The organism is Bradyrhizobium sp. SOJA106, from assembly GCF_059448745.1.
In genome coordinates, this window is the sequence record NZ_CM182549.1 from 2,347,144 (window position 1) to 2,364,615 (window position 17,472).

Annotated in this window: 15 protein-coding genes; 12 read left to right on the forward strand and 3 right to left on the reverse strand. The window is 62.8% G+C overall.

The genetic code is table 11. The features are described from left to right. Positions 1 to 30 precede the first annotated feature (30 nt). Complete coding sequence (locus AC5V87_RS10360; protein WP_456840208.1) at positions 31 to 324, forward strand: antibiotic biosynthesis monooxygenase; 294 nt, start codon at positions 31 to 33, stop codon at positions 322 to 324. Between the two features lie 191 nt (positions 325 to 515). Here AC5V87_RS10360 and AC5V87_RS10365 read toward each other — a convergent pair whose 3' ends face one another. Further along, a complete protein-coding gene (locus tag AC5V87_RS10365; RefSeq protein WP_495370894.1) occupies positions 516 to 1,961 on the reverse strand; it encodes a helix-turn-helix domain-containing protein in 1,446 nt (481 codons plus the stop codon). A gap of 470 nt (positions 1,962 to 2,431) precedes the next feature. On the opposite strand from AC5V87_RS10365, the gene AC5V87_RS10370 reads away from it, so the two are divergent. The 3 genes from AC5V87_RS10370 (at position 2,432) to AC5V87_RS10380 (ending at position 5,058) form a co-directional block, all read left to right on the forward strand. After that, positions 2,432 to 4,066 carry an isocitrate lyase gene (locus tag AC5V87_RS10370; protein WP_456840206.1) on the forward strand — a complete coding sequence of 545 codons (1,635 nt, stop codon included), beginning with the start codon at positions 2,432 to 2,434 and terminating at the stop codon, positions 4,064 to 4,066. Between the two features lie 30 nt (positions 4,067 to 4,096). Continuing rightward, the gene (locus AC5V87_RS10375) at positions 4,097 to 4,306 is read left to right on the forward strand and encodes a DUF4170 domain-containing protein (RefSeq protein WP_235539943.1); all 210 of its coding nucleotides are present in this window, start codon (positions 4,097 to 4,099) and stop codon (positions 4,304 to 4,306) included. A gap of 194 nt (positions 4,307 to 4,500) precedes the next feature. Continuing rightward, positions 4,501 to 5,058: a hypothetical protein gene (locus AC5V87_RS10380; RefSeq protein WP_495370895.1), complete on the forward strand. Its 558-nt coding sequence runs from the start codon at positions 4,501 to 4,503 to the stop codon at positions 5,056 to 5,058. A gap of 97 nt (positions 5,059 to 5,155) precedes the next feature. Here the strand turns inward: AC5V87_RS10380 and AC5V87_RS10385 are convergent, their stop codons facing one another. After that, entirely contained in the window at positions 5,156 to 6,037 is an 882-nt protein-coding gene (locus AC5V87_RS10385; protein ID WP_495371876.1) for a metallophosphoesterase family protein, read from the reverse strand. A gap of 163 nt (positions 6,038 to 6,200) precedes the next feature. On the opposite strand from AC5V87_RS10385, the gene AC5V87_RS10390 reads away from it, so the two are divergent. From AC5V87_RS10390 to AC5V87_RS10410, 5 genes are all read left to right on the forward strand, one after another. Then, positions 6,201 to 6,692: an NUDIX domain-containing protein gene (locus tag AC5V87_RS10390; RefSeq protein ID WP_456840204.1), complete on the forward strand. Its 492-nt coding sequence runs from the start codon at positions 6,201 to 6,203 to the stop codon at positions 6,690 to 6,692. Positions 6,693 to 6,768: 76 nt separating this feature from the next. Beyond that, positions 6,769 to 7,833 (forward strand): acyltransferase family protein, encoded by a 1,065-nt coding sequence (locus AC5V87_RS10395; RefSeq protein ID WP_495370896.1) that lies wholly within the window; start codon positions 6,769 to 6,771, stop codon positions 7,831 to 7,833. Between the two features lie 109 nt (positions 7,834 to 7,942). Then, the gene (locus AC5V87_RS10400) at positions 7,943 to 9,094 is read left to right on the forward strand and encodes a glycosyltransferase family 2 protein (protein ID WP_456840202.1); all 1,152 of its coding nucleotides are present in this window, start codon (positions 7,943 to 7,945) and stop codon (positions 9,092 to 9,094) included. A 36-nt stretch (positions 9,095 to 9,130) separates the two neighbouring features. Further along, on the forward strand, positions 9,131 to 10,255 hold the full coding sequence (locus tag AC5V87_RS10405; RefSeq protein ID WP_495370897.1) for a hypothetical protein: 1,125 nt from the start codon (positions 9,131 to 9,133) through the stop codon (positions 10,253 to 10,255). 57 nt (positions 10,256 to 10,312) lie between these two features. Further along, the gene (locus tag AC5V87_RS10410; protein WP_456840200.1) at positions 10,313 to 10,828 is read left to right on the forward strand and encodes a GNAT family N-acetyltransferase; all 516 of its coding nucleotides are present in this window, start codon (positions 10,313 to 10,315) and stop codon (positions 10,826 to 10,828) included. A 27-nt stretch (positions 10,829 to 10,855) separates the two neighbouring features. Here the strand turns inward: AC5V87_RS10410 and AC5V87_RS10415 are convergent, their stop codons facing one another. Continuing rightward, positions 10,856 to 11,227 (reverse strand): hypothetical protein, encoded by a 372-nt coding sequence (locus tag AC5V87_RS10415; RefSeq protein WP_456840199.1) that lies wholly within the window; start codon positions 11,225 to 11,227, stop codon positions 10,856 to 10,858. Positions 11,228 to 11,952: 725 nt separating this feature from the next. Between AC5V87_RS10415 and AC5V87_RS10420 the strand changes: the two genes are divergently transcribed. The 3 genes from AC5V87_RS10420 to AC5V87_RS10430 all read left to right on the forward strand — a co-directional run bounded on the left by AC5V87_RS10420 (position 11,953) and on the right by AC5V87_RS10430 (position 17,471). Further along, positions 11,953 to 14,637: an arylsulfatase gene (locus AC5V87_RS10420; RefSeq protein ID WP_495370898.1), complete on the forward strand. Its 2,685-nt coding sequence runs from the start codon at positions 11,953 to 11,955 to the stop codon at positions 14,635 to 14,637. Positions 14,638 to 14,711: 74 nt separating this feature from the next. Next, complete coding sequence (locus AC5V87_RS10425; protein ID WP_456840197.1) at positions 14,712 to 14,990, forward strand: hypothetical protein; 279 nt, start codon at positions 14,712 to 14,714, stop codon at positions 14,988 to 14,990. Positions 14,991 to 15,065: 75 nt separating this feature from the next. Further along, entirely contained in the window at positions 15,066 to 17,471 is a 2,406-nt protein-coding gene (locus tag AC5V87_RS10430; RefSeq protein WP_495370899.1) for a multiheme c-type cytochrome, read from the forward strand. Position 17,472 lies beyond the last annotated feature (1 nt).

Consider the following 17,472-nt stretch of genomic DNA (forward strand, 5'->3'; position numbering starts at 1 on the left):
CGAATCCAGACAGCCGGAAGGGAGGATGCCATGTATGCCGCCATCCGTCAGGCCAAGGCAAAAAGCGGGAGCGCGGAAGAGCTGGCGCGCCGCATCAAGGACGGCGCCGTTCCGATCATCAGCGACGTCGACGGTTTCCGCGCCTATTACGTCGTCTATGCCGGCGACGACACGGTCACCGCGATCTCGATCTTCGACAAGTTCGAGCAGGCCGAGGAAGCGAACAAGCGCGCCATCGCCTGGATCGAGAAGGATCTGGGCCCGCTTCTGGTGGGACATGCGAGTGCCGCTGCGGGGCCGGTGATCGTGCATACGCTGGCGTGAGGCGGGTCAGTCATGCCTCATTTTCCGCTGTCATGCCCTGCGAAGGCGGGGCATCCAGTACTCCGCGGCGTCTCGGTTCAATCACAGCCGCTGCGGCGTACTGGATCGCCCGCCTTCGCGGGCGATGACAGCGGTGGGTGTAGCGGATGCCTTCCGCCAAACGCGAAGCAATGCCCGCGCGATTCCTGCCCTCACAACTCCCTCGCATTCGAGAACGCGAAGCTCGATACCCGTCTCGTCGTCTCGTCCAGGATCAGCGTGCGCGTGATCGGCGGCTCGGCGCGCTGGGCGCAGTTTTCGCGCTCGCAGAGGCGGCAGTTGACGCCGATCGGCGTGCCCTCGGTCTTCTCGAGGTCCGTGCCGGCGGCATAAGTGAGGCGCGCGGCGTGGCGGATCTCGCAGCCGAGGCCGATGGCGAAGCGCGGCTGCGGCAGCGGATGCGGCGCCACGGGCCGGCGCACCATCTGCGCGATCGAGAAATAGCGCGTACTGTCGGGAAGCTCGATCACCTGCTTGAGCAGGCGATCCGGCGTGTCGAAGGTCGAGTGCACGTTCCACAACGGGCACGTGCCGCCGAACTTGGAGAAGGGGAACGTGCCCGACGAAAAGCGTTTGGAGACGTTGCCGGCATTGTCGACGCGCAAGAGGAAGAACGGGATGCCGCGCGCGTTCGGCCGTTGCAGCGTGGTGAGGCGGTGGCAGACCTGCTCGAAGCCGGAATTGAAGCGCTGCGCCAGCACGTGGATGTCGTAGTTGAGCGCTTCGGCCGCCGCGAGGAACGCCGGATACGGCATCATCACGGCTGCCGCGAAGTAGTTGCCGAGCGTGATGCGGAACAGCCGGCGCGGGGCGTCGTCGAGCGGGCCGGCGCGGCCGATGATGGTCTCAAGGGCTTGCGCACATTCGCCAAGGCCGAGCTGAAAGGCGAGCTGGAACGCGCGGCCGGGCGGATCGACCAGTTCCGAGATCAGCAGCTGGCGGCGGTGGCGGTCGAACCGCCTGAGCGTCTCGCGCATCACGTCGACAGGCATGATGCGGGTCTGGATCGAGTGCTTTTCGCGCAGACGCGCGGCGAGCGCCGCATAGAGTCCTTCAGCCGGCACGTTCAGTTCGTCGCGCAGGGCCTCCGCTGCCTGCTCCAGCTCCGGAAAATAATTGCGGTTGGCCTCGATCAGCTCGCGCACGCGCTCGACCGGATTGGCCTCGAAGCGCGGGCCGACGTCGCGGTCAGCCATTTGCGCCGCCGCCAGCGTTTCGCCCTGGCGCGCCTCGGTATAGGCGGCGTAGAGCCGTTGCAGCGCGTGCGTGACGCCGGGGCAGAGTTCGGCGAGATCGCGCAGCTCCTGCTTGGGTACGTCGATCTGGCGGAACAGGGGATCGGAGAAGATCTCGTTGAGCTCGGCGAAGAAGCGGTCCTCGTCGGCGGTTGCGAGGTCGCGCAAATCGAGGTCATAGCTCTCGGCCAGCCGCAGCAGGATCTGAGCCGTCACCGGGCGCTGGTTGCGCTCGATCAGGTTGACGTAGCTTGGCGAGATCCCGAGCCCCTCGGCGATCTGGGTCTGCGACAGCCCCAATTGCTGCCGGATCCTCCGGAAGCGCGGCCCGACGAACAGTTTCTTCCCGGATTCGGCGGGCATCAGCGGCTCCCCTCTTCGCCTCGCTCCGCTTGCGGGGAGAGGCAGAGGCCGCCCTCGGCGGCCGTCCTGAACAACGCCGAAGCGAACCTTCGGCCATGGCGCATCGCAGATGCGATCCGGGTGAGGCGGGCTCTTCGGGAGGGAGGTGAGAGTCGGTCTCGCCGAGAGAGCCCCTCACCCCGACCCTCTCCGCGCAAGAAGGGGGAGCGGGAGAAAGCAGCGGATTTGGCAGGCATTTCTCAGACCTCCGTAGCGTGAAAGGCAGGCATGCTGACAAAAATTTTACAAAATTGACAATATAACCACAATTACATGTTCTGATGTTACATGACATCACCATTCAAATGCAAGGCCTCTGTACGAACTTCCTTTTCTCGCGTTTAGCTCATGACACGCATTTCGCAATGCACTGTCAAAAATGTCGATGACGAGGGCGAGAGGCTTCGTCATCATTGAGAAGGATCAGGCACATGAATTACCAGCCCCGTGGCATCAGCGCTCTCGAGCGTCCGGCGTCCTATCAGAGCGAGATCGAGGCAGCCCAGGCGCTGCTTCAGACCAAGCCGACCTGGAACGGGGTGACGGCCGAGGCCGTCGCACGCATGCGCCTGCAGAATCGTTTCAAGACCGGCCTCGATATCGCGCGCTATACCGCGGCGCTGATGCGCGCCGACATGGCGGCCTATGACAAGGATCCGACCAAGTACACCCAGTCGCTGGGTTGCTGGCACGGCTTCATCGCCCAGCAGAAGCTGATCTCGGTCAAGAAGCATTTCGGCGGCAAGACGGATCGCACCTACCTCTATCTCTCCGGCTGGATGATCGCGGCGCTGCGCTCCGAGTTCGGCCCGCTGCCCGACCAGTCGATGCACGAGAAAACCGCGGTGCCGGCGCTGATCGAGGAGCTCTACACCTTCCTGCGTCAGGCGGACTCGCGCGAGCTCAACGACATCTTCCGTCTGCTCGACAAGGCGCGCAAGGAAGGAGACAAGGCCCGCGAGAAGGAGCTGATCGAGAAGATCGATAACTTCCAGACCCATGTCGTGCCCGTCATCGCCGATATCGATGCCGGCTTCGGCAATGCGGAGGCGACCTATCTGCTCGCCAAGAAGATGATCGAGGCGGGCGCCTGCGCGCTCCAGATCGAGAACCAGGTTTCCGACGAGAAGCAGTGCGGCCATCAGGACGGCAAGGTCACCGTGCCGCATGACGTCTTCCTCGCCAAGATCCGCGCCTGCCGCCACGCCTTCCTCGAGCTCGGCGTCGAAGACGGCATCGTCGTGACCCGCACCGACTCGCTCGGCGCCGGCCTGACGCAGCAGATCGCCGTCAGCCACAAGCCCGGTGACATCGGCGACCAGTACAACAGCTTCCTCGATTGCGAGGAAGTGACGCCGGAGAACGCCCGCAACGGCGACGTCATCATCAACCGCAACGGCAAGATGATGCGTCCGAAGCGGCTGCCCTCCAACCTCTACCAGTTCCGTCCCGGCACCGGTGCCGACCGCTGCGTGCTCGACTGCATCACCTCGCTCCAGAACGGCGCCGACCTGCTCTGGATCGAGACCGAGAAGCCGCATATCGAGCAGATCGCCAGCATGGTCGACCGCATCCGCAAGGTCGTGCCGAACGCCAAGCTCGCCTACAACAACTCGCCGTCCTTCAACTGGACCCTCAACTTCCGTTGGCAGGTCTACGACGCGATGAAGGAGGCGGGCCAGGACGTCAGCAAGTACAACCGTGCCGAGCTGATGAAGGCGGAGTACGACGACACGCCGCTGGCGAAGGAAGCCGACGAGCGCATCCGCACCTTCCAGGCGGATTCGGCCAAGCGCGCCGGCATCTTCCACCACCTGATCACGCTGCCGACCTACCACACGGCTGCGCTCTCGACCGACAATCTCGCCCGCGAGTATTTCGGCGAGCAGGGCATGCTGGGCTACGTCAAGAACGTCCAGCGCGCCGAGATCCGTCAGGGCATCGCCTGCGTGAAGCACCAGAACATGGCCGGCTCCGACATCGGCGACGACCACAAGGAGTACTTCGCAGGTGAAGCCGCCCTCAAGGCGGGCGGCGTCCACAACACCATGAACCAGTTCGGCTAACGCACCACGCGCTTCGAGAGGAGACTGACAATGACCAATGGCAGCAATTTCTGGGTGATCGGCGGCGAGTTCGGCTCGATGAACTTTCACAAGCTGGTGGAAGGCTCGGCCCAGGTGAAAGGCCCCTTCAAGACCCGCAAGGAAGCAGAGGACTGCTGGAGGGAAGTCTCGGAGGAGAGCCGCCACAAGGCCGGCGTCCGCTTCTCGATCGTGGAAGAGCCCTCGCGCGTCTCGGCCTGAGGGCCTACCCGCCGAGCTGAATTAAGAAGACGTCCAAGGACGGATGGTCCCATCCAGGCTCTGCCTGGGTGGGATCGTCTGTTTTTGGCACAGGTCGGCGCCTGTGGGCGCCGTAAGTATCTGGAATTGTGGGCCCTTTGCGGACGGTTTGGTTGCTGATAGGTTAATTGCGGCAAATGAGGACGAGGCCGACGATGTCAGAGCCCGAGACCAGCGGGACCCACCCCAGCCAGCCGCGCCCGGTGCGGCTGCGCGATGCGCTGCTGCGCGCGCGGATCGAGGCCGCCGATCGGACCGGCGTCGTCGTCGACCTCCGCGACGCGGAAGTGGCGCGGCTGGAGATCCTCAACGACGCGCTCGACCCGCTGTTCGCGCAGGTGCCCGATCAGATCGACCTGTTCGACCGCGGCATCAGCCAGGGCGAGACGCCCAGGCTCTGGATCGACGTGGTCGCGCACATCATGATGGGGCGCGACAAGCGGCAGTACCGCTTCGTCCAGGACACCCGCTTCGGCCGCGTCGTGCTCGCCGAATCGCACGACACGGCTGTCATCGTGGATGCCGTGACCGACTACGTCGCGCGCCGCATGATCGAGCGCGAGCGTGCGATGGTGGTCCCGCCCGAGCCGGTGCCCGAACTCGCGGAGAAGCCGCGGCGCCACTCGCGCGTCTGGCCGTTCGTGCTCGGCTTCATCCTCGCCGCCGCCGCGCTGTTCGGCCTCGCCCTTGTGGCGGCGTTGCGGAGCTGGTGAGAGTTTCGCTGTCATTCCGGGACGCGCGAAGCGCGAACCCGGAATCTCGAGATTCCGGGTTCGGCTCTTCGAGCCGTCCCGGAATGACGGCATGGGACTAGATCAACCTCGCATGCTTGACTTGCTGGATCTGAAATCCAGCCCCCAGCCCCCGCACCGTCTGCTCGCAGCGCCAGCCGGCGTTGTCCTTCTCAATCGTGAAGAGATTGTACGCCGCCGCCGGATAGCGCCCATGCGCGAGTGCGGAGGCCGAAGGGACGCCGAGCGCGGGAATCTTGCCGTTGGGTCCCTCGAACCACATCGTCGAATGAACGTGGTCGTGCCCGTGCAGAATCAGCTCGACGCCGTGGCGCCTCACGAGCGCGAGCAGCTCGGCCGAGTCGGTCATCCGCTTCTGGCGTGCGAGCGACTTCAGCGGATGATGCACCAGCAGCACGCGGAACACGTCCTCTGCTGCGAGCCGTTCGAGCACCGCTGCGAGCGCGGCGAGCTGATTGCGCCCGAGCGTGCCCGTCGCCATCAGCGGCAAAGTCGGCACTGCCGTCGACAGGCTGATCAGCGCGAGCGGCCCGCGCCGGCGCACGCTCGGAAAGCCGATGCGGCCATCGTCGCCGGCAAGATAGGGCGCAAAGGTCTCGCCGAAGCGATGGAAGGTGGCGCGGACATACGCATCGTGATTGCCGGGAATCGTGGTGACGCGGTCGGGCGGCCCGAGATCATCGAGCCAGGCGCGGACAGGGGCGAACTCCGCCTCCAGCGCGAGGTTGACGAGATCGCCCGTCACCGCGATGTGGTCGGGCGCCTGCGCCTTCATGTCGGCGACGATGGCGTCGAGCACCTCGCGGCGCTGGTACTTGTGGCGGTTGCGCGTCCAGTTGACGTAACCGAGCACGCGCTTGCCCGCGAGCTCGACCAGCCGCGGCTTCGGCAGCGGCGGCAGATGCGGGTCGGACAGATGGGCGAGCGTGAAGGGGGTCAGCGTGTTGTAAGTCATGGCGCGCGATTGCCTCGCTATTCGTCCGCTGTAATGGCAAGGTCGCGGGCAGCGCGCAAGCCAGGCCTGACAAGCCAGGCCTGACAAGCCAAGCCTGACAAGCCGAGCCTGACAACCAAATCCTGAAGCGGAGCGTCAAGGAAGCCTGATGGGAGAACCTCTCGACCGGATGCGACGGAAATTCGAGCCGCTGCTGCGGCACGTCTTCCACACCTATTTCCTGTTCGTCCGCGGCATGACCCTCGGCGTCCGCGCCGTGGTGCTGGATGCCGAGAACAGGGTGTTCCTGGTCAGGCACAGCTATGTCAGCGGCTGGTATCTGCCCGGCGGCGGCGTCGACTATGGCGAGACCATGGAGCAGGCGATGCGGCGCGAGCTCAAGGAGGAGGGGGACATCGATCTCACCGGAGAGGCCGTGCTGCACGGCATCTTTCTCAACAGCCACATCTCCCGCCGCGACCATGTCGCGGTCTACGTCGTCAGGCAGTTCAAGCAGGACCGTCTGCCCAAGCCCAATCGCGAGATCGCCGAATGCGGGTTCTTCGCCATCTCGGCGCTGCCCGAGGGGACCACGCCCGGCACGCGGCTGCGGCTTGCGGAAGTCCTGGACGGCAGGCCGCTGATTGCGACGTGGCGGTGAGATTTCAATGCAAAGCCGGATGAGGCAGAAGGAACTTCCTTTTCTCGCGGCCCTGGTGTGCTAGGAAGAAGGCCGCATGGGGCAAAGCAACTTCATCCCGAGACTTGAATCTCTTCGCGGTGTGGCTGCCGTTCTGGTCGCGGTCTACCATTGCGGCGTCATGTACTTGCAATACCCGGCCTCGGGGTCTTCGCGGCTCTATTTCGCCTTTGCCAACGGTCTTGGCTGCGTCGTCGTTTTCTTCGTCATCAGCGGGTTTGTTCTCGCCCGAAGCCTGGACCGGGACGCTTCCATTTCCTTCGTTTCATTCGCCAGGAACAGAGCTTTTCGTCTCTTGCCGGCGTCCATAGCGGTCGTCGGCCTGCTCACGCTCCTTCATGAACGTTTTGGATTCTATGTTGGCTTCGAGGCTTCGTTTGCGCCACTCAACGTCTTGCTCAACATGCTTCTCATCAGGAGCGACATCAATGGCGTGATGTGGTCGTTGACGGTCGAGATTGCCGCGACTCCACTGATCTTCATGTCTGTTCGAGCATACAGGAAACACGGCAGGACGCCTCTTCTCGCAGTTGCCGCCGTTCTGTTTGGCCTGTCGTTCGTTGGCCAGTATCGGGATCTCATTGGCGCGAATCTGGCGCCGCTTTACGCATTTCTTGCGGGAATTCTCGTTCATTTTGAGGGACCGAAGATCGCGCGCTCCGTTTCACCGCGAACTTCGATCTGGATTCCAATCCTCGGCGTAGCACTGTTCCTTGTGGCGGGCATGCTCAAGCAAGACGCCGGTCTGATGATCTTGATGGATTGCATCGGCGGAGCTTTGCTCGTGCTGGCGATTTCGCAGATGCCGCATCAGCGCATGATGAAGCCGCTCGATTGGCCGCTGATACGGTTCTACGGTCGGATATCTTATAGCTTCTATTTGCTGCACATGCTCACGGTCGCGCCTGCGATAGCTCTGGGCGCGCGGTTCTTCGAGCACTTGAACCCGTGGACAACTGCGATGACGCTGTCAATGGTGACGATCCTCGCAGCGGCCGTGCCTGCGCTGGCCTGCTACAAGCTGATCGAAATTCCAGGGATTAACCTCGGTCGGCGGCTGGCCGGTCTGAATGGCTTGCGCAGCCGCGCCGTTGCGCAGTGACCGCCCTATCTGTCCTCATGCCCCGCGAGCGAAAGTGCTTGAATCGATGGATCTGACCGAACCTTCTTCGATAAGCGCAGGGCCAGTTGGGACATTGCGTCAGGTGACCATGCCTGAACTCGAACTGACGATCTTGATGCCTTGCCTCAATGAGGCCGAAACGCTGGCAATTTGCGTTGCCAAGGCGCAGGCGTTTCTTCGTCGGGCCCGGATCGCGGGCGAGGTTTTGATTGCCGATAACGGCAGCACGGATAGTTCGCGGCACATCGCCGAGGCCGGCGGCGCTCGTGTCATCGACGTCCCCGTGCGCGGCTACGGCGCAGCGCTCCGCGCCGGTATCGCGGCGGCCCGCGGCCGCTACATCGTCATGGGAGACGCCGACGATAGTTATGATTTCTCACGCCTCGATGCATTCCTGGAACGCCTGCGGGCCGGTGATGATCTGGTGATGGGAAACAGGTTTCGCGGTGGCATAGAAACGGGCGCTATGCCGTACCTTCATCGCTATCTCGGAAACCCTATCCTGAGCTGGTTGGGCCGTCTGTTCTTCCGCACGCCTCTCGGTGATTTTCATTGTGGCATGCGGGGCTTTTCCAGAGATCCAATTGCGAAACTGGACCTGCGCACCACCGGAATGGAGTTTGCGAGCGAGATGGTTGTTCGTGCGACCATCGTTGGGCTCAAGATCTCCGAGGTGCCGACCACACTGTCGAAAGACGGCAGATCCCGCCCGCCCCATCTCAGAACGTGGCGCGACGGCTGGCGTCATCTGAAGTTCCTGCTGCTGTATTCGCCGAGATGGCTGTTCTTCTATCCGGGGGCGCTTCTTGTTGCCACGGGTACCATTCTCAGCAGCATACTTTTGTTCGGGCAGATCAGCATCGGTGGAATCGGTTTCGATATCCGGACGATGCTCGTCGCCTGTACCTGTCTGGTCGTGGGCATCCAGGGCATTTGTTTCGCGGCCATCGCCCGCAGTTTCGCCAAGGATATGAACCTTCTTCCGCCTTCCGAGAGATATGGCCGCATGCTCGAGGCCTGCACGCTCGAGTTCTTCGTATTCGGGGGGAGCGCGATCTTCGTGCTCGGGATCGCTGGCCTGACTACAGCTATCATCCAATGGAGCGAGGTCCATTTCGGGCCGCTCGACGTATCGAGCCTGCTCCGCGTCGTGGCGCTTTCCACGACTGCGATCACCGTTGGGGCCCAGTTGGTATTTGCGGGCTTCCTCGCAGGCCTGATGTCGATCAAGCACTCCTAGCGTCTGATGTCCGCGGGTCCTGGTCACGGTGATTGAATGAAATTTCTCAAAATGGCTTTCGGCCTGATCTGTCTCCTGATCCTCGCCAGCAACGTTCGTGTGATGTCGCATTGGACCGAAGCCCGCGGCGTATGGGACGACATATGCTATTTGCGCCAGGCGCACCTGTTTCAGCTCCATGGTATCGGCGGGCTGGATACGGATGTGTCACGGGATGAAGATCACTTCCTGCAAGGCAAGCTGAAGGAGATAGGTTATCCCGAGGGAGCCCCTGCACCGTGTCATCCTCCGACGGCCAGCGGAAAATACGTGATGCAGTATCCGCCAGGCACCGGGTTCGTGCTCGCGCTGTTTTCGCAGGGCCATCAGGTGGTGCCGCTATATGTCAGCGTCAATCTGATCGTCTGCGGATTTGCGTTGCTCGCCATCTTCTACGCGCGGTCGCCGTCATCGGTCGTGGCGGCTGGCGTGTTTGGCGCACTTGCCGTCTACATGATGATCAACCCGGCGAAGGCCAGCTATTCCATCGCGCCGACGATGGCGCTCTGCGCCGTCGTGGGTTATCTGACCGCCTTGTGGCTGATCAAGCCGAAGGACGATGTTTGGCTCGTGCTGTTGATCGGTCTCCTGCTCGGATTGTCGGTCAATCTCAGGCTGCCGAACCTATTCCTGGTTGCGGGTTACGTTCTGTCCTTGGGCGTGACCTTCCTCCGCTGGCGCACGGTCGCCACGTTTGTACGCGGATTGGTCTTTGGCCTCGCCTTTGCCGTCGGCATGGTTCCGACACTGGTCGCCAATGCGATCAATGCTGGCAGTCCGTTTGCGACCACCTATAGTTCCGACGATGCCACGGCCCCCGAAATCAATCTCGCGATCCTGAACGAGTATCTGCACGACATGCAGTTCGTCCTGGTCCTGCTCGCGGTCGGTTCGACCGCGTGGCTGCTGCTGACCGGCCGGGGCGGCGCACGGCAGCTCGCGCTCGTCGTTGGCGGCAATCTTGTCGTCAACCTCATATTCTTCGTCAGCCATCCGACGTTCACGCCCTATTATGTCGTTCCCATCACAATGCTCTCATTGTGGAGCGTGTGTTTCGCTCTCGCGATGCAACCTGCTGGATCTGCGGAGCACGCCCGTCTCGGCCAGGCGGCACGCGCGTGAGGGTGCAACACAGCTCGATGGACCTTGTTGCGCGCAGATGCTATCTCGCATGCTGACATGACCGACCTCTCAGTGACCATCCTTCCCGAAGCCGCCGGCGACGCCCAGGCGATCGAGCGGCTGCATGAGCGCACCTTCGGTCCCGGCCGTTTCGTGCTCAGCGCCTACCGCATCCGCGAGCACGTCGATCATCTGCTCGACGTCTCCTTTACCGCGCGCATCGGCACGCTGCTGGTCGGCTCGGTCAGGCAATTGCCGATCCTGATCGGTGAGACCAAGGCGCTGCTGCTCGGGCCGCTCACCGTCGAGCCGCCGTTCCGCGACCGCGGCATCGGCCGTCAGTTGATGGAACGCGCGCTGAAGGACGCGAGGGAAAAGGGCCACGCGATCGTGCTGCTGGTCGGCGACGAAGCCTATTACAGCCGCGTCGGTTTCAAGCCGGTCCCGAAGGGCCGCGTCATCATGCCGGGCCCGGTCGATGCCGCTCGCGTCCTGGTGTACGAGCTGGTCGAGGGCGCGTTCGAAGGTGTGTCGGGCGCGGTTGTGCCCGACTGGAGCAGGGCGCGGGTGTAGCGGTGCGGGTCGAAAGAAACGTGTTCGCTACTGCTTGTTGCGATTCTTGCTCGCACCTCTGAGCGGCGGGGGCGATGACAGCGCACTCGCGGTCTCCGTCATCTGGATGCAGGTAAGCAGATCGACATAGCTCTGGGATCCCGCTGCAACCGCCTCGCCCTCGCAGGTGTCACGGACAGTGGACTTGGTCGTCGCCCACATCGTGCCGAGCTGTTGCTGTGCTGCCGTCTCGTCGCGCATGCAATCAGCAAAGCTCTGTGCCAGCGCCAATCCCATCGCCTTGTCAGTTTCGGACGTCATCTTGCAGAGCGTTTCGACCTTCAGTTCGGGGACGCGATCGGAGATGGGCAGCAACGAATGGCTTGCCAGCAATCCAAGCGAGAAAAGGACCAGTTTCATCTAGCTCTCCATCTCTAGAACTGTCCCGGCTGCGCCGGAGGGGCCGGCCAATCCGACCTGAAATTGTTGGGAGAGGCGCGATCGAACAGATCCTGTCGCAATGCAAAGCCGCGTACGGTCGAACGGGCATCGAGCGCAAATGGCACCTTGGGCCTGGTTGTGCCGATCGTTTTCTGCGGCGAAACATGACCGGCAGCTGCCGTTCCGGCAGGTGCGGTGTCTGCCATTGCGAGAGCGGCAACAGCGAGAATGAGGACGCACGATGCATTTGAGAACATATGGATTCTCCTGCAATCAAATCACGTCCAGAGCAGTGGGCCACCGCAGCGCGTGAATGATGTTGATCCAGATCAATATCGACGGGCGCAGAAAATGCTGCCCCGCATGATGACCCCTCCCCGAACCACGAGCTTCGCCCAATGGGAGCGCCCATATGGGACCGATCATACAACCCGGGCGACCCGACAGACCATCGCTATGCTTACGCCGGGAATATTCGGTCATCGGAGGAACGAACAACAGTGCAGCGCCATCGTACCGGCGGGACTGATGCGCGATCCGGGATTTTACGGAAAGTGGCACCAGGTTGTTCTCATGTGGCGACGTTCCGCCGCGTGGAGACATATCTCCGTTTCCCATCCGCCATTTTGATCTGTTGATCCATATCAAACCCCTTTTCTGCTTGCTGGAAGATGATGGAGTTTCATTTGAGGGGAGGCATTGCAATGAGCGGCATCCGATCCTTTCATCTCGTCGCGTTTTCGCTTTCCTTTGCATTGTCGGCGCCCGCATTCGCACAACAGGCTGGACAAGCTGAGCCACCCGGCTCACCTGCCGCGACCATCACCATTCCCGGCAACCAGCTTCCGCCACCTCCGCAGAAGTTCGGCGGCAAGATCGAGCGCGATGCCAGGGACTCGAAGCCTTACTGGCCGGCACGCGTCGTGCCGCCAAAGGGCGCGCCGAACGTTCTGCTCATCATCACCGACGATGCCGGTTACGGCGTGCCGAGCACATTTGGCGGCGTGATCCCGACGCCGACGCTCGACCGCATTGCGCAAAGCGGATTGCGCTATACCAACTTCCACTCGACCGCGTTGTGCTCGCCGACGCGCGCGGCCCTGATAACGGGCCGCAATCATCATTCCGCCGGGTATGGCGTCATTGCGGAACAAGCCACCGGCTATCCCGGCTACGACAGCATCATCACCAAGGACAAGGCCACCATCGGCCGGATTCTGACCGACAACGGCTATCACACTGCCTGGTTCGGCAAGAACCACAACACGCCGGAATACCAGGCCAGCCAGTCCGGTCCATTCGACCAGTGGCCGACCGGCATGGGCTTCGAGTACTTCTACGGCTTCATGGGCGGTGACACCAATCAATGGGAGCCCGGCAATCTCGTTCGTAACACCACGCCGATCTATCCCTTCCAGGGAAAGCCCGGCTGGAATCTGGTGACCGCTATGGCGGACGAGGCGATCGATTACGTGAACCGCATGAACGCGCTGTCGCCGGACACGCCTTTCTTCGTGAAATTCGCTCCCGGCGCAACCCACGCGCCGCATCACCCGACGCCGGAGTGGGTCAAGAAGATCAGCGACATGCACCTGTTCGACCAGGGCTGGAACAAGCTGCGCGACTCTATCTTCGAGAATCAGAAGCGGCTGGGTGTCATTCCGCAGAATGCCAAGCTGACGCCGTGGCCGAAGGATCTGATCAAGGAATGGGATCAGCTTTCGGCCGACGAGAAGAAGCTATTCATCCGTCAGGCCGACGTCTTTGCTGCATATGCGGCATACGCTGACAATGAAATCGGCCGGGTGATCCAGTCCATTCAGGATACGGGCAAGCTCGACAACACGTTGATCATCTACATCGAGGGCGACAACGGGACGAGCGCGGAGGGGCAACCGAACGGCACGCCCAACGAAGTGGCGATGTTCAACCAAATCAATCCGTCGGTGGAGGATCAACTCAAATATTTCTACGACGTCTGGGGCACCGACCGTACCTACAACCACATGTCGATCGGCTGGGCCTGGGCGTTTGACACCCCGTTCTCATGGACCAAGCAGATCGCGTCCCACTTCGGCGGCACGCGCCAGGGCATGGCGATCTCCTGGCCGGCGGTGATCAAGGACAAGGGCGGCATCCGTCATCAGTTCCACCACGTCATCGACGTCGTGCCGACCATTCTCGAGGCAGCCCAGATCAAGCAGCCCGAATTCGTCGACGGCATCAAGCAGAGCCCGATCGAGGGTGTCAGCATGATGTATACTTTCGACGCGAAGAACGCGAATGCCGCCACGTCACACACGATTCAATATTTCGAGATGTTTGCCGACCGCGCGCTCTACAGCGACGGTTGGATCGCGAGCACGAAGGTGATGCGCCCGCCATGGGTGACGATCGCGAAAGTGCCGAACCCGCAGGACTACCCGTGGGAGCTTTATGACCTCCGCAATGACTGGACACAGGCCGAGGACGTCGCGACCAAATATCCAGACAAGCTGAAGGAGATGCAGGCGCTGTTCTGGAAGGAGGCAGAAAAATATCAGGTGCTGCCGCTCGATTCATCGGTGGCAGCGCGGCTGATCACGCCGCGTCCGAGCCTCAGTGCCGGCCGAACCAGCTTTGCCTGGATGCGGCCGATGACCGGAACGCCGAATGGCGACGCGCCGAGCCTGCTCAACGCCTCCTACAGTTTCAAGGCCGATGTGGAGATCCCGCAAGGAGGCGCGGAAGGTGTCCTGGTGACGCAAGGTGGCCGCTTCGGCGGCTATGGGCTCTATGTCCTGAAGAACAAGCCGGTGTTCACCTGGAATCTCGTGGATCTCAAGCGCGTGCGCTGGGAAGGTCCGGAACTGACGCCTGGCAAGCACGTCATCGAGTTCGACTTCAAATATGACGGTCTCGGCGCGGGGACCATGGCGTTCGGAAACTATAGCGGCATCGGGCAGGGCGGCATCGGCAGGCTGAAACTCGACGGCAATGCGGTGTCCACGGAAAAGATGGAGCACACGCTTCCGTTCATCCTGCAATGGGACGAAGCATTGGATATCGGCTCCGACACGGGCACACCGGTCGACGACAACGATTATCAGGTGCCGTTTGCCTTCACCGGCAAGATCAACCGGATCTCGCTCGACATCGACCGGCCCAAGCTGAGTCCGGAAGACGAGAAGCGGTTGCAGGAGGCCGCGCGTGCGGCTGGCGACGGTCCATCCGCCGACGACGCAAAGATGGCTTCCGCAACACCACGAGTCGGCACTGTCGGTCTGAGCCTGGTCGACAAGATCCAGTTGCGCATCGACAAGCGCGAGGGTTGTCGCAAGCAGGCAGAGGCAAAGGATCTCGGTGTGGTGGACCGCATCAAGTTCATCCAGGAATGCGTCGGGCAATAGGCCCGCGCTAGCGGCGGGAAGCCTGCCGGCTTCCCGCCGGCAAAATTCGCACGATGTCACGGTGGGAGAAGCCCATGAAACGTAATCCTTGGACATGTCTTTCGGCCCTTGCACTGATCGCCGGCCTGGCTCCCGGCGGAGCAGTGGCGCAGGCTGCCGGAGAGACAGTGCAGGGCATGCTCGCGACGCAGATCCGCTCGCAGGGATTTGTCTGCGACAAGGCGCTCGGCGCGACCAAGGATACGAGGCGCTCACGGCCCGATCATGGTGTCTGGGTGCTTAGATGCAGCAACGCGAGCTATCGGGTGAGCCGTGCGCCCGACATGGCCGCCAAGGTCGAGCCTCTTCGGTGACGTAGCGCTCGGGTCACAACAGTGATCGTCACGCGCAAGCCAATGACGGCTGAACGAGCGGAGCGGTGAGCGGACGTGGCACGAGGTTCGCGAAAGAACCGCAAGCGCGACAAGGTCCGCAAGGGAGGCACGCCCGAACCGGACAGTTCCGCACTGCAGCCACGGTCCCTCTCCAAGAGCGGCATGAAGCGGTCGGCCGTCGGCGCCGGCATGCTTGTTGGCGCGATCATCGTGGGGCTGCTCTGGTTCGAGGCGTCAAAGGCTCCAATCCAGCATCCCACATCCGTCGCACTGGCCTTTGTCGGGAGCGCGTCCTGTGCGGGCTGCCACCAGGCAGAGACGAAACTCTGGCAAACGTCGCAGCACCGCCACGCCATGGATCATGCGACCGCGCAATCCGTGCGCGGCGATTTCAACGACGCCGCCTTCGACTACGTCGGTACACGCTCGCGCTTCTTCCGGAAGGACGACAAGTTCCTGGTCGAGACCGATGGGCCTGACGGCAAGCTCGCCGTCTTCGAGGTCAAATATACCTTTGGCATCTATCCACTGCAGCAATACCTGGTCGAGTTCCCGGGCGGGCATGTCCAGGCCTTGTCCATCGCCTGGGATATGAGGCCGGAGCAGGAGGGCGGCCAACGCTGGTTTCATCTCTACCCGGATGCAGCCGTCACCAGCAGCGATCCCCTGCACTGGACTAAGCTGAACCAGAATTGGAATTTCATGTGGGCGGAGTGTCATTCGACGGGCGTGCGCAAGAACTACGACGCCGCCAACGACCGCTTCGCCACGAGATTCGCCGAAATCAGCGTTGGCTGCGAAGCTTGTCACGGGGAAGGTTCGCGCCATGTTGCGTGGGCCCGCCAGACGCCGGCGTCGCGCGGTCCGGACAGTGGTTTGCTCGTGAAGTTCGACGAGCGAACGGGCATCACCTGGTCAATCGAAGCAGGCACATTGACGCCGAAACGCAGCGCATCGGCGTCGGCCTTGCACAAGGAGGTCGAGGCTTGCGGTCGCTGCCACGCGCGCCGCGGCCAGATGTCGGAGGACTGGACGCCAGGCCGGCCGCTTTCGGAAACTCACAGCGTGTCGCTGCTCGACCGCCAGCGCTTCCACGCCGATGGCCAGATGCGCGACGACGAGGAGACCTACAACTACGCACCGTTCCGGCAGAGCAAGATGTTCGCCAGGGGCGTGACCTGTAGCGACTGCCATGATCCGCATAGCGCCTCACTGAAGGCCGGCGGGGACGGCGCTTGTGCGCAGTGCCATGCGCCCGAGAAGTACGAGACCGCCGCGCACCGTCACCACGCCGACGTTTCGCCGCCACCAGGCTGCGCGTCCTGCCATATGCCGGAGCGGCGCTACATGGTCGTCGACCGTCGCCACGATCACGGCTTCCGCATCCCTCGCCCGGATCTCTCTGTTGCCACGGGCGCGCCGAATGCCTGCAACGACTGTCACCGCGACAAGCCCGCGGTATGGGCGGCCCGGCAAGTCGAGACCTGGTTCGGCCCGGAGCGGCGCGGCTATCAGAACTATGCGCGCGCGTTCCACGCGGCGTGGATCCAAGCCCCCGATGCACAAGCCCTGCTCGCTGCTGTCGCCGGCTCCGGCGACATTCCGGGCATCGTGCGCGCCAGTGCGTTGGTCGAACTTCCCGTGCCTGATCTCGGTCTGGTCCGGCGCGGACTGTCCGATCCCGATCCGCTCGTCAGGCTGGGAGCGCTCGACGCGCTGGAAGGCGTTTCGGCCAGCCAGCTCTGGACGCTCGCGTCGCCCCAGCTGACTGATCCCGTGCGCGGCGTACGCATCCGCGCCGCCGAACTTCTTGCTTCCGTGCCTTCCTCTCAACGACCTGCAGCCGATCGCGACGGGTTCGCGCAGGCCGCCGCTGAATTCGTGGCGGCGCAAAAGCTGAACGCTGATCGGCCCGACGCGCGCACCGCGCTGGGGGCCTTCTTCGCGCGCCAGGTCAATATCGGTGCCGCGGAGACCGAATATCGGGCTGCGCTCAGGCTTGATCCATCGTATGCCGCTGCCGCCATCAACCTGTCCGATCTCTATCGGCAGCTTGGACGTGACGGCGACGGCGAACGCGTCTTGCGCGAGGCCCTATCCGGATCGACGCAGGATGCTTCGCTTCACCATGCGCTTGGTTTGACCCTGGTGCGCCAGAGGCGCAACGAGGCCGCTCTCGATGAGCTGCGTCAGGCGGCGGCACTGGACACGAGCCAGGCGCGCTATGCCTATGTCTATGCCGTGGGGTTGAACTCTGCGGGCCGACGCGACGACGCTCTTGCAGTATTGAAGGAGACGTTGCGCAGACACCCCAACGATATCGATGTGCTTGCCGCCGCGATCAACTTCAGTCGCGAGAGCGGCGACATCGCGGCCGCTCTCGATCACGCCGAGCAGATGGCGCGGCTCCGCCCCGGCGATGCGGGGCTGGCCAACCTGATCAGGGAGCTGAAACGATAGC